The 12,507-nt window shown below is 66.3% G+C and carries 13 protein-coding genes; 1 reads left to right on the top strand and 12 read right to left on the bottom strand.

Annotated elements, in window-relative coordinates; all coding sequences use genetic code 11:
- Positions 1-20 precede the first annotated feature (20 nt).
- From VI056_04270 to VI056_04230, 9 genes are read right to left on the bottom strand one after another with little or no spacing between them, the layout of a single operon-like run.
- Positions 21-1,814: an ABC transporter substrate-binding protein gene (locus VI056_04270; GenBank protein ID HEY6202237.1), complete on the bottom strand. Its 1,794-nt coding sequence runs from the start codon at positions 1,812-1,814 to the stop codon at positions 21-23.
- Entirely contained in the window at positions 1,811-2,086 is a 276-nt protein-coding gene (locus tag VI056_04265; GenBank protein ID HEY6202236.1) for a hypothetical protein, read from the bottom strand. Before VI056_04265 ends, VI056_04270 begins: the two co-directional genes overlap by 4 nt.
- Positions 2,087-3,094: an ABC transporter ATP-binding protein gene (locus tag VI056_04260; GenBank protein ID HEY6202235.1), complete on the bottom strand. Its 1,008-nt coding sequence runs from the start codon at positions 3,092-3,094 to the stop codon at positions 2,087-2,089.
- Entirely contained in the window at positions 3,091-4,119 is a 1,029-nt protein-coding gene (locus VI056_04255) for an ABC transporter ATP-binding protein (protein HEY6202234.1), read from the bottom strand. Before VI056_04255 ends, VI056_04260 begins: the two co-directional genes overlap by 4 nt.
- 5 nt (positions 4,120-4,124) lie before the next feature.
- Positions 4,125-5,033 carry an ABC transporter permease gene (locus VI056_04250; protein HEY6202233.1) on the bottom strand — a complete coding sequence of 303 codons (909 nt, stop codon included), beginning with the start codon at positions 5,031-5,033 and terminating at the stop codon, positions 4,125-4,127.
- Positions 5,030-6,124 carry an ABC transporter permease gene (locus VI056_04245; GenBank protein HEY6202232.1) on the bottom strand — a complete coding sequence of 365 codons (1,095 nt, stop codon included), beginning with the start codon at positions 6,122-6,124 and terminating at the stop codon, positions 5,030-5,032. The genes VI056_04250 and VI056_04245 overlap by 4 nt, the downstream gene beginning before the upstream one ends.
- Positions 6,121-6,780, bottom strand: coding sequence for an HAD family hydrolase (locus VI056_04240; protein ID HEY6202231.1), 660 nt, complete (start codon positions 6,778-6,780; stop codon positions 6,121-6,123). Before VI056_04240 ends, VI056_04245 begins: the two co-directional genes overlap by 4 nt.
- A complete protein-coding gene (locus VI056_04235; GenBank protein HEY6202230.1) occupies positions 6,777-7,136 on the bottom strand; it encodes a dihydroneopterin aldolase in 360 nt (119 codons plus the stop codon). The genes VI056_04240 and VI056_04235 overlap by 4 nt, the downstream gene beginning before the upstream one ends.
- A gap of 3 nt (positions 7,137-7,139) precedes the next feature.
- The gene (locus tag VI056_04230; GenBank protein ID HEY6202229.1) at positions 7,140-8,483 is read right to left on the bottom strand and encodes a M20/M25/M40 family metallo-hydrolase; all 1,344 of its coding nucleotides are present in this window, start codon (positions 8,481-8,483) and stop codon (positions 7,140-7,142) included.
- Between the two features lie 49 nt (positions 8,484-8,532).
- Here VI056_04230 and VI056_04225 point away from each other — a divergent pair, with 49 nt between their 5' ends.
- Positions 8,533-9,756: an MFS transporter gene (locus VI056_04225; GenBank protein ID HEY6202228.1), complete on the top strand. Its 1,224-nt coding sequence runs from the start codon at positions 8,533-8,535 to the stop codon at positions 9,754-9,756.
- An 11-nt stretch (positions 9,757-9,767) separates the two neighbouring features.
- Here the strand turns inward: VI056_04225 and VI056_04220 are convergent, their stop codons facing one another.
- From VI056_04220 to VI056_04210, 3 genes are all read right to left on the bottom strand, one after another.
- The gene (locus tag VI056_04220) at positions 9,768-10,670 is read right to left on the bottom strand and encodes an IS481 family transposase (GenBank protein ID HEY6202227.1); all 903 of its coding nucleotides are present in this window, start codon (positions 10,668-10,670) and stop codon (positions 9,768-9,770) included.
- Between the two features lie 122 nt (positions 10,671-10,792).
- Positions 10,793-11,695, bottom strand: a complete 903-nt coding sequence (gene opp4C, locus VI056_04215; GenBank protein HEY6202226.1) for an oligopeptide ABC transporter permease — start codon at positions 11,693-11,695, stop codon at positions 10,793-10,795.
- Positions 11,695-12,507 (bottom strand): ABC transporter permease (locus tag VI056_04210; protein ID HEY6202225.1); only part of this gene is annotated, 813 nt, incomplete at its 5' end. The genes opp4C and VI056_04210, both read right to left, overlap by 1 nt.

Here is a 12,507-nt window from a genome sequence, read left to right as displayed (position 1 = left end):
GATTCGGCTCGGTGCGGGGATCAGACCTTGTGCAGCGTCCCGTCCATGAGCATGACGATGGTGAAGTTGTCGCCACCACCCTGGGTGTAGATGGGATCGCCTTCGGGCTTCCAACCGGTGACGCGGACCTTGTCGTTGATCGGGTTGTTGTTGAGCCGTTCGTAGATCGGGATGATCGGAAGCAGCTCGTTGAACGCGATCGCGAGCTTCGTGATGGGGTCCTTCTGCTTGGCGGTGTCGTAACCCGTGATCGCATCGTCGAGGACCGTGTCGAAGTTGATCGAGCCGCCGGAGTACGTCTGGGTGAGCGGGTACTTCATGCCGCCGCCCGTGGCGTCCTTGTTGAACTCCCGGAACGGTCGGACGAGTGAAGCCTGCGGGTGCGGGTTTCCGATGCCCCAGGGGTTCAGTCCGATCTGGAACTTGTCGTTGTTCATGTCCGGCAGCTGCGTCGACCGGATCGCGCCGCGAGGCGTGATCTTGATGCCGAACTTGTTGAGCGCGTCGGAGGCATACGTGGCCGCCGCGGCCCAGTCCTGGAAGTCGCTCGGGAAGTAGAGCTCGAAGGAGAGCGCCTTCCCGCCCTTGGCGTAGATGCCGTCCGTGCCCTTGGCGTAGCCCATGTCCTTCATGAGCGCGTCGGCTTTGGCGGTGTCGAAGGCGTAGGCGTTCAGCTTGGACTGGTCGGCGCTGTTGACCCAGTTGGGCACCAGGCTGTCCGGGAAGCCCGCCATGTACTTCGGCGCGCGGGCCGACGTTCCGTAGAAGATCTTGCCGGCCTCTTCACGGTTGAAGGCCATGGCGACCGCCTGTCGCAGTCGCTTGTCCTGGAACTCGGGTGCGTTGTCCCAGCTGAAGTAGAGCGCCGGCCCGGTGAAGATCGGACCGCGAACGATGCGGTAGCCCTTGTCCTGGAATGCCTTGTCGGTGGCGAGCGGAAAGCCGTGCGTCGCGTAGTCGACGTCGCCGTTCAGGACGAGCGGAGTGACTTCGGCGGTCTCGCCCTGGTAGATCACGATCTTGTCGAAGTTCACCTTGTCGGCAAACAGGCCGCCGGCGTTGCGGACCATCGTGAGCTGGGCCGCGGTCACGCTCGCGCTGTCGATCTTGTATGGACCGATCGAGTACGGGGCTGTCGGACGGAAGTCGTTCATCTCCTTGATGAGCGCCTTGCCCGCGTCGGTCGAGTTCGTGCCACCACCGGTGTAGAAGTCCTGCGCCTTCTTCGCGAGTGGGCCGAAGATGGAATCGGGCTTGATGCCGTTGCGGAGGATGAGCCTCTCGCCGAGGCTGGTCGGCTTCGTGTAGTGGAAGCGGACGTTGAGGTCGTCGATGGCCTCGACCTTATCGATGAAGTTCCAGATGCCGTAGCTCGCGAGGCGGCCGACCCAGTAGGTGGTGACGACGTCCTTCGCGGTGAACGCTTTGCCGTCGTCCCACTTCAGGCCGGAGCGAAGCTTGACCTCGTAGTTGTCGCCGTTCTGCTTCGCTGACTCGGCGGCCCAGAACTCGTACTTGGCGGTCGCCCAGTTGTAGACGGCGAGCGAAGAGATGAACAGGTCGGTGTAGATGCTGCCACCAAGGATCGCGTTCGTCGCGTAATAGTTCCAGTGACCCTGTGGCGCGAGCACGTACGGCCACGCACCGTGGAACTCGCCACCCTTCGCCGACGTGCCACCGCCGGTCGTGCTCGTCGATGTCGTTCCACTTGTGCCCGGTGCGCATGCGGCCGCGATCAGTCCAAGGCTGGTGAGCGTTGCGTCACGGAGCAAGCGCCGCCGTGTCGGTGAATATCTAATGTTGGTATCGGTCATCTAGTCGTTCCCTCCGAGTGCGAATCTCGTTCGTTGTAGCCCTTCCCTATGGCTTTGTCGACTGAGGTCCGAGCGTGCGACCGTGGTGGCGGCGGCAGCGATGATCGCGCGAGCACGCTCACGATCCCGATGAACACAAGGCCGATGACGGCGGCGAGCACGGTGGCGACGAACTCGGCCGACGAGCGGTCTTCGAAAGGAAGTACCAACAGCGAGAGCGCAAGGATCAGGAAGCCGATCCTGAAGGCGCCCTGCAGAAGGATCGGGTCCATCTAAGCGGTGACCACGTTCCGCTCGCTCGTGCGCTCACGGACGGCCACATGGCAGGCGACTTCGCGATCGCCTGGTATTTGGAGCAGCTCGGGCACGAGCACATCGCAGAGGCCGTCCTCCGCCAGTGGGCAACGCGGGTGGAACGTGCAGCCGGGTGGCAGCGAGAGCAGGCTCGGGATCTCCGCGCTCCGAAGCTCGACACGCGTCTTGGAGCGCGTGATGTCGGGGTCGGCCTCCGGGATCGCCGCGATGAGTGCGGCCGAGTACGGATGCGCGGGATCGGTCACCAGCGCCTCGGTGTTGGCGAGCTCGACCATCCGGCCCAGATACATCACCCCGATCCGGCCGCGGCTGGCGAAATAGCGCGCCACCGCCAGATCGTGCGTGATGAGGACGATCGTGACGCTGAACTCCTTTGCGAGCGCCAGCAGGAGGTTGAGCAGGCTGATGCGGATCGAGACATCGACCATCGACACGGCCTCGTCGGCCACGATGACCTTTGGATCGACGGTGAGGGCGCGCGCGATCGCGACCCGCTGGCGCTGACCGCCTGACAGCTGATGCGGGTATTTCGCGATGAAGTTCTCCGGTGGAGAGAGGTCGACTCGCGTGAGCAGCTCGTTGACCGCTGCCAGCGCCTGCCGCCCGGAGCTCGCCTTCTTGTGCCGATAGAGCGGGGCCGACAGCGTCTGGAACACCGTGCGGGTCGGGTTCAGCGACGCGTACGGATCCTGATGGACGAGCTGGACCGCGCGGCGAAAACGTGCGAGGTCGGCGCCCTTCGTCAGCCAGACGTCCTTACCCTGATAGAGCAGTCGACCGCCACTCGGACGGAGAAGTCCGGTCAGGAGCCGGCCCGTCGTCGTCTTGCCGCAGCCGCTCTCCCCGACCAAACACATGGCCTCGCCCTGTCCGAGCGCGAGCGACACCTGGTCGACGGCGGTGATGACACCCGCAGGTGTCGTAAAGGTCCTGCTGACGTGATCGAGCTCGATGAGCGCGCTCATGCGAGCTTCTCTGCCACCGGGACTTCCGCGTTCGAGCCGAGTACCTCGGCGACGTGCTTCCAGCGGATGCAGGCCGCCTCATGCCGCGGCGTGTCGACGGGAACGAGCGGCGGGTCCGCGGCGCGACAGGCGTCTATCGCGTACGGACACCGCGGTGCGTACGAGCACCCGACCGGGAGACGCATGAGGTCGGGCGGCGACCCCGGGATCGACGCGACGTTCCCGAGGGCGCCCGAGACGCGCGGCACGGCGCGCAGCAGGCCGACCGAGTACGGGTGACGCGGGCGGTAGAACATGTCGTCGACGTTCGCCTCCTCCACAACCCGGCCCGCATACATCGTGATCATGCGATCGGCGAGCTCCGCCGCTATGGAGAGATCGTGTGAGATGAAGATCATCGAGAAGGCGAGCTTCTCGCGAAGCTGCCGCAGCAGATCGATGATCGAGCGCTGGGTGAGGATGTCGAGCGCGGTCGTCGGCTCGTCGAGGATGACCAGCTGCGGTTCGAGCATCAGCGCGAGCGCGATGAGGACGCGCTGCTTCATCCCGCCGGACAGCTCGTGCGGGAACGCCGGAAGGACGCGTTTCGCGTCGAGGTGCACGAGATCGAGGAGCTCGTCGGCGCGGTCGCGGACCTTCTGCCGATCCTTCATCCCGTGCGCGCGTGCCGTGTCATTGAATTGCTCCCAGATCGTGATCACCGGGTTAAAGGAGTTGAGCGCCGCCTGGAAGACCATCGCGGCCTCGGCCCAGCGGTACTCGCGGAGGTCGTCGTCGTCCAGCTTGCGGACATCGGTGGTCAGCCCGTCCTTCGTGTAGAGGATCTCGCCGCTCGTCACCTTCGTACCGCGCGGCGAGAGCCGGATGAGCCCGACCGCCAGTGTGGTCTTCCCCGACCCGCTTTCGCCGATGATGGCCAGCGTTTCGCTCTTCTCCAGCTCGAACGACACGCTTCGCACGGCGTGGACCGGACCGCGGCGCGTGACGTAGTCGATGGAGAGGTCGCGGACCGAAAGGACCGGCACGACCGTTAGGCGGAGCCGCGAAGCCGCGGGTTGAAGATGTCCTCGAGGGCCGACGCGAACGACACCAGCGACAGCTGCACCAGCGTGATCGCGAGGATCGGGCTGAGGATGTACCAGATGCTGTCGCGGAAGAAGAGCGCTCCCTGGCCTTGAGCGAAGTACAGCATGATGCCCCAGTTCGAGCCCGAGACCGGCACGAGGCCGAGGAAGACGATGAAGACCTGGGCGTACATGGCTTCGGTCATAGCGAAGATGAAGTGGATGGCGATGTAGCTCCGCATCGTCGGCAGGATCTCGCGGAACACGATGTGGAAGAGCCCGAGGTCCAGCGAGCGGGCGGCCTCGACGTAGTCGCGCTCCTTCAGCGACAGGACCTGAGCGCGGATCTGCCGCAGCAGGCTCGACCACTGGATCAGTCCGAGGATCACCGCCAGAAAGACGAAGCTGGTCGGTCGCAGGATCGCCGCCACCGCGATGAGCAGGATCAGTTTCGGCAGCGTCAGCACCACGTCCGTGATGGCGAGGATCGTCGAGTCGACCTTCCCGCCGACGATGGCCGCGATCGATCCGAACGTGATCGCGATGACGGTAGACACCAGCGCGGCGAGGATCGCGACGGTCAGGATGTCGCGGCCCCCGAAGACGATCTGGTTGAGCACGTCCTTGCCCTGGAAATCCGTGCCGAGGGGATGCGCCTGAGAAGGTGTCTGGTAGATGTCCACCAGGCTCGGGTCGTTCTGGAACGGAACGAAGATCGGAGCGACGAAGGCGAGCAACAGGAAGAACACGATCCCGATGAAGCCGACCAGGCCCACCGGCCGCCGCGAGAGCAGGCGGAGGAACTCGACGCTCGCGCGCCACGGTCCGAGCAGGCGCTGTCCCATGGTCGGACGGCTCAGGACGGCGATGCTCATCCGGACGATCCGCCGGCGCGGCCGATGCGCGGGTCGAGCTTCGAATAAAGGAGGTCCGCCGCGAGGTTCGCCACGACTACCGCGATCGTCGTCAGCATCACGATCCCCTGGATCACCGGATAGTCGCGCTGCGTCACAGCCGCGAGCAGGCGAAGACCGACGCCCTGATATGCGAAGAGCTGCTCGATGATCGCGGCGCCCCCGACGATGAAGCCGACGCTGATCGCGAGCTGGGTGACGAGCGGGAGGACCGCGTTGCGTCCGACGTAAGCGGTGCGGATACGGCCATCCGACAGGCCGCGCGCGCGGGCGGCGGTGACGTAGTCCTCCTCGAGCGCCGACAGCGTCGCGCTTCGCATCGAGAGGATCCAGTGCCCGATCTGCGTCAGGAAGTAGATCGTGATCGGCAGGGACGCGTGATAGAAGATGTCGCCGATGAAGGCAGGCGTGAAGCCGGGCTGCATGCCGGACGAATACGCTCCGCGCATACCCGTGAAGTTGATGAGCTTCCATTGAACGCCGAGGAACAGGATCATCAGTAGCGCGAGCAGGTAGTTCGGGATCGAGCTGATGAGCGATCCGCCGGTCGAAACGACGCGATCGAGGAGCGAGTCTCGGCGATATGCCGCGAGCAACCCCAGACCGATCCCGACGACGAAGCTGAGCAAGAGTCCGGTGCCGACCGAGAACAGCGTCCACGGAAGGACCGAGATGATGATCGAGGTCACTCCGGTCCCCGATGACAGGAACGAGTTGCCGAGATCGAGATGCAGCAGGTTCCAGATGAACGAGAGGTACTGCTCGTGGATCGGTGCGTTGAGGTTGATGGCGAAGAGGCTCGATGCGATCGCCTTCGCGTCCTCGTAGCTCAGCGCTCCGTTGGACGACTGGATCAGCTCGTCGATCTTGAGCTCGACCGGGCTCCCCGGCATGAGGCGGATAAGGCCGAAGGTGAGGGTCGTCGTCACCCAGATGGTCAGGAGCGCCTTCACGACCGCCCGTGTGATCGGGCGCCGCCACACGTCGCCGAGGTAACGACGGGAGTTCATAGCGACGCGTACCTGAGACTTGGCCGCGACCGCCGTCGTCACAGAGCAGAGAGTACGGCGAGCAGCCGCTCGAGCGGCGTCTCTGCCAGCGACCCGAGCCGCAGGTCCGCCCGCGACAGGTCCATGGCGGTTGTCAGTGCGTTCGGGACCGCCACGCAGAGCAGCCCGGCGTCCTTCGCCGCCGCGATCCCGTTCCGGGAGTCTTCGAATGCGACGGCCTCCCGCGGCGCGACGCCCAGCGCTTCCACCGCGGCGAGATACAGGTCGGGCGCCGGTTTCGTTCGCGCGACATCGTTGCGCGTGAGGACCGCGTCCCACTCCGCGCGCAGACGCAGGCGCTCGAGATGGCCGAGGACCCACCGGCGCGACGAGCTGGAGGCGACCGCGAGACGCATGCCGAGGCGCTTCCCATCGGCCACGTAATCGCGCACTCCGTCCATGACGTCGAGCGCGTTGATGAGATCCGTCTTGCGCACGTCCCGCCGCGCCTGCGTCGCGTCGCGGTCGAATCCCTCACCGACGAGCGCCGCGAGATGCCCGACCGGATCGAACCCGGTGTCGCTTCCGATGTACCCGAACCACCGATCCATTGGCAGCTCGTGGCCGTGCTCCCTGTAGATCTCGGCCCACGTCTGGTATGACGGCGTCTCGGTCTCGAGGATCAGACCGTCGAAGTCGAAGACGAGCGCGCGGATCACCGGCGCAGCACGAGCTCCACGGCTTCGGCTCCCGCGTCGAGCCCATCCGGTTCGGGCTTGAGCACGCGAACGCGCGTCTCGCTCACCGCCGGGAAGCGCGCGAGGACCGAGCGCGCGACGTCGAACGTGATGCGCTCCACGAGAGCGCGCGGACGCTCGGACACCGCATCGCGCACGACCTTCGCGAGCAGGCTGATGTCGAGCGCGGATGCGAGATCGTCAGCACGCACCGCGTCCGCGAGGTCCGTGCGCACGACGACGTCCACGAGATACTCCTGTCGGCGCGCGCGTTCCTCCGCTGTCGTGCCCTGATGCCCGCGGCAGCGAAGCGCCTTGATCTCGATGGTCCCTTCCACGGCTCAGGCCTGATCGGCGTAGCGGCGGAAGAGCGCGACCGTCGCTCGCAGCGCCTTCCAGTAGTTGGCGACGAGGATGTTCTCGTTCGGCGCGTGCGCGCCCGATCCCGGGTGACCCATGCCGAGCGTGACGTTCGCGAGCGATCGCTTCCCACAGACCTGCCACATGGGCGATGTTCCGCCGGAAGAGGGGATGAGCATCGCGGGCTTTCCGATCTCCTCCTCTGCGACCGCCTGCGCTGCGCGCACGAGCGGATCGTCGATGCGTCCGCGATACGGCCGCGTGCCTTCCTTCGCGCTGAGCTCGACGTCGGTGAAGCCCCGGCGATCGAGGTGCGCGCGAAGCAGCGTCCGGATCCGCGCCGGATCCTGCTCGGGCACGAGGCGAAAGTCGATCTTCACCATCGCCTCGGACGGGATGACCGTCTTCATTCCCTCGCCGGTGAAGCCCGACACCAGGCCGCAGATGTTGCACGTCGGCTCGTACACGGATGCGACCCGTGCCTCGGCGTCAGTGCGGCCCCACGCGAATGACTCGATGTCGTACAGGCGCTTGACCACGTCCGACTCGAACGGGAGCGACGCGAGGTGCGCGCGCTCGGCTTCGGTGGGCGGGCGCACGTCGTCGTAGAAGCCGTCGATGAGGATCCGTCCGCTCCGGTCGACGAGCGTGTCGAGTGCGGTGACGAGCCGCCACGCCGCGTTGGGGAGATGCGTCGCGGCGCCAGAGTGCGCGTCGCGCGCCATCGAACGCACGCGCAGCTCGACGTAGAAGATGCCCTTCCCGCCGAGGAGCAGCTGCGGCCGGCCCGCGGTATCGATCGCGCCGCCCTCCTTCAGCGCGCCGTCCCCGTCGGTCAGCGTCGCGTCGAGCGCGAGCAGGCGCGCGAGGTTCGAGCTGCCGCTCTCCTCCTCTCCTTCTATCAGGAAGCGCACGCGGAGGGGCAGCTCTCCGTTGATCGCGCGGTAAGCCTCGACGGCCTGGATCCGCAGGAGCAGGTGTCCTTTGTTGTCGTCGACACCCCGCGCGAACATGGCGCCGTCACGCACCGCCGGGTCATACGGGGGAGTTCGCCAGAGGTCGAGCGGCACGGCCGGCTGCACGTCGTAGTGCTGGACGCAGATGAGCGTGCGCTTGCCCGCTCCGGTCTCGCCGACGACGAGCGCCGGCGCACCGTCCACTCGGAGCTCGTGCGACTGCGCTCCGGCCGAGACCAGACGCTCGCCGCACCAGCGCGCCGCGGCATCGAGCGCGCTTGGATCGGTCGCCTCCGATGGGATCGCGCAGAGCTCGCGCAGCTCGGTGACGAATCGGTCGCCGTGCTGCTCGAGATATCGGTCGAGCATGTCGGGCACCACAGAAGTATGCGTTCGATCAACGGTAGTCTGCGTTCGGATGCGCTCCGATTTCTGGAAGTTCTGGACCGGCGAGACCATCTCGAGCTTCGGCAGCTCGATCACGCAGCTCGCGCTGCCGCTGCTGGTCTTCAAGCTGACCGGGTCCGCGGTCTCGCTCGGGATCGGCTTCGCGATGTTCGGCCTGCCACACCTCTTATTCGGGTTGCTGATCGGCGCGTGGACCGACCGCCTCGATCGGAAGCGCCTCATGATCGTCGTGGACCTTCTGAACGCGGCTGTTCTCGCGTCGGTGCCGCTCGCGGCCGCCGCGGGCGTGCTCTCGGTGTGGTGGATCTACTCGGCGATCTTCCTCTCCGCGACGCTGGGCATCTTCTTCGAGGCCGCCCAGTTCGCCGCGATCCCCAGCCTTGTCGGACGTGACGAGCTCGTCGCGGCCAACGGTCGCATCCAGGCAAGCTTCTCGACCGCGTCGGTACTCGGTCCGCTGGCCGCGGGCGCTCTGCTCGCTCTCATCCCGCTCGAGGACCTGCTGTACATCGATGCCGCGACGTTCGCCGTCTCGGCGGTGACGCTCTCGCTGATCGCGCGGCCGTTCAACGCCGCGCGGGAGGCCGCTCGCACGTCGATCCGCGCCGACGTCATGGAAGGCCTGCGGTACGTCCTCCGGCACCCCGTCCTGCGGAACATCTCGGCGATGATGGCGCTGATCAATTTCGTGAGCGTGACCGTGTACGCGCAGCTCGTCCTGTTCGCCAAGCACCGCTTCGCCGTGTCAGACAGCGAGCTCGGCCTTCTCTTCGCGGCCGACGGTGCGGGCGTCGTGGCGATGTCGCTCGCGGCGGGCCCGCTCCGCAGCCGCTTCTCGTTCGGCAATGTCGCACTCGTCGCTCTGATGCTGAGTGGTCTGCTGACACTGGCGCTCGCCTACGCTCCGACGTATCTCCTCGCGGTCATGCTGTCCGCGCTTTCGTCGGGCCTCGGGATCCTGTTCAACATCAACACCGGAAGCCTGAGGCAGGCCATCGTCCCGAATCACCTGCTGGGCCGGATCATCACCATCGCGATGGTCCTCGCCTGGTCCGCGAACCCGCTCGGCGCGACGATCGGCGGCTACATCGTCGAGCGCACCGGTGACGTGCAGACCGTCTACGCGGCCATCGGCGCGCTGGTCTTCGGCATCGCGCTCTACTTCCGGCTGTTCAGCCCGCTCGGCCACGCCGAGCGCTATCTCGAGGCGCCCGCCGAGGCGGTCGCGAGCTAGCTGAGGTCTCCCTAGACCTGGGTCGCATTCCAGCGCGCTAGCCACTGCGCTGGAGCGAGACCACCGAGAGCGATGTGCGGGCGTTCGGCGTTGTAATAGGCGAGGTAGAGCGCAACCGCAAGGTCGCGTTGCTCTTCTGAACGGAACTCCTCCCCATACAGGCATTCGCGCTGGATCGTGCCGTTGAATCGCTCAACGCGGCCGTTGGTCCACGGGTGATATGGCTTGGTACGGGTATGCCGCACACCGAGAGCCAGGGCGCGCTCGTGGAACGTGCGTTTGTAGCCGGAGCCGTTGTCGGTCAGCACGCGCCGGACGCGGATGCCACGGGCGTCGAACGCCGCGAGCGCGCGCTCGAGAAACGCGATCGTGTCCGCGTTCCCGGCCGCCGGACGCAGCTCAGCCACGACCACGCGGCTGGCCAGATCGATCGCGACGTGCAGTTGACGCCAACCCACGCGCTGATCGCGGCCCTCGCCCGGCGGCCGATTGCCACGTCCAGGATGACGGCCGCCGCCGCGATCCAGACGACCAAGACTCTTCGTGTCGAAGGCGACGAGCTCGCCGGGCGCCATCACCTCGAAGTGCCCGTAGCTTCGCGGGGGCTTCGGGAACAGGTGGCTCAGTCGCTGGGCCTGATGGCGTCGCAGGATCCGATACACGCTGCTCGGCGCGAGGTGCAGCACCGCGCCGATGCGGTCTGGACCCCAGCGTCGCTCCAGCCGCAGGGCGAGCACGTTGGCCTCGAGAACATCCGCCGCACGCAGCGGCGAGTGGTGCGGCCGACACGGGCGATCACTGAAGTCGGGCGCGCGCCGGCGCCAGCGATACACCGTTCGTCGACTCACGCCAAGTTGTCTGGCCGTGCGTGTCACGCCGATCCGCTCGGCTTCGCTCACCAGGAACGCACGCATCCTCGGGGTTGTGGCGGCTGAGTGATACAAAGAAAGCCCTCCGACTAGAAGTGGTTGGCGTTGAACACCGCCACCCTAGTCGGGGGCCTTCTATTTGTGACCTAGGTGCCGGGAGACCTCAGCTAGCCGCGCACGACATGACGCGGATCGAGCGCGTCTCGTAGACCGTCGCCGATGAAGTTGATCGAGACGACGGCGAGGAAAATGAAGAGCCCGGGGAAGATCGCGATCCATGGCGCCTTCGCCATGTCGGTCGTGGCGTGATTGAGCATGTTGCCCCACGAGGGCGTGGGCGGCTGGATGCCAAGCCCGAGGAACGAGAGCGTGCTCTCCGCGATGATCGCGGCTGCGACGCCGAGCGTCGCGGCGACGATGATCGGCGCGAGGGAGTTCGGCAGGATGTGTCGCACGATGATCCGCCGGTCGGTGGCGCCGATGCAGCGCGCGGCCTCGACGAACTCGCGGTTCTTCAGCGACAGGAACGTCGCCCGGACGAGACGCGACGTCGTCATCCACGAGAGGAGTCCAAGGACGATGACGATCACGCCGATCGTCATGCCCTTGAAGAACACGCCGAAGAGGATCAGCAGGAATAGGCGGGGGAACGAATACATCATGTCGACGAACCGCATGAGCACGCTGTCGATCCACCCCCCGTAGTAGCCGGCGAGCACGCCGACGAGGGTGCCGATCGAGACGGCGACGGTGACCGCGAGGAGACCGACCGATAGCGAGACGCGCCCGCCGTATAGGATCCGCGTGGCGAGATCGCGTCCCAGGTCATCCGTCCCGAACGGATGCGTGAGTGACGGCGGCTCGTAGAGCTCGAGGAGCCGCGTCTTGTCGGGGTCGTACGGCGAAACGAGCGGAGCGGCGGCGCAGAGGATCGCCAGCGTCACGAGCACGAAGACACCGAGCACCGCCGGTCGGTGCGCGCGAAAGCGCTCGAGCGCCATCTGCCACTGGCTGCGCTCAGCGGTGGCGAACGGAGACGCGAGTGGGACGGCGACAGACTTCGTCGCCATCACGAGAACCTGATCCGCGGATCGAGGTAGCCGTACATGACGTCCGCGAAGAGATTCGCGAGCACGATCAGGGTGCTCGACACGACGAGGATGCCCTGCAGGACCGGGTAATCGGAGCGCGTAGCGGCGTCCCAGAACAGACGGCCCATCCCGGGCCAGCCGAAGATCTGCTCCGTCACGAGCGCGCCGACGAAGAGCTCCGGCACGTCGAGCGCGACGACGGTCACGAGTGGGATCGCGGCGTTCTTCAATGCGTGCCGCAGCACGACGACGCGCTCGGCGAGACCCTTCGCGCGCGCGGTGCGCATGTAGTCCTGCCCGATCGTTTCGAGCATCGACGCGCGCAGGTAGCGCACGTGCGAGCCCAACTGCACGAGCGCGATCGTCGCGACCGGCAGGACCAGATGGCGGAGGCGGTCGCCGATCTCGAACGGCGCGCCGAGCGTCGCCATTCCGCCGAGCGGCAGCCAGCGCAGCTGCAGGCCGAACAAGATGATCAATAGAAGGCCGAGCCAGAACGTGGGCGTCGAGAGGAAGGTGAAGGTGGTCCCGGTCACGACGTGGTCGAAGATCGAGTACTGGCGCACGGCGGTGAGAACGCCGATCGGGATCGCGAGCAACAGCACCACGACGAAGACCGTGCCCATCAGGTAGAGCGTGTTAGGCAGCCGTTCGCCGATCAGCGTGAGCACGGGCTGATGGCTCGAGAACGAGTATCCCCAGTCGAGGGTGAGGAAGCTGCCGAGCCACGACAGGTACTGGATCGGCAGCGGACGGTCGAGGCCAAAGGCGTGCTCGAGACGCACGCGGTC

Source organism: Candidatus Limnocylindria bacterium, from assembly GCA_036523395.1.
In the GTDB taxonomy this organism is placed as follows: Bacteria; Chloroflexota; Limnocylindria; order P2-11E; family P2-11E; genus CF-39.
Note: the sequence above shows the minus strand (reverse complement) of the source record. Positions and strands in the feature narration are given on the sequence as shown.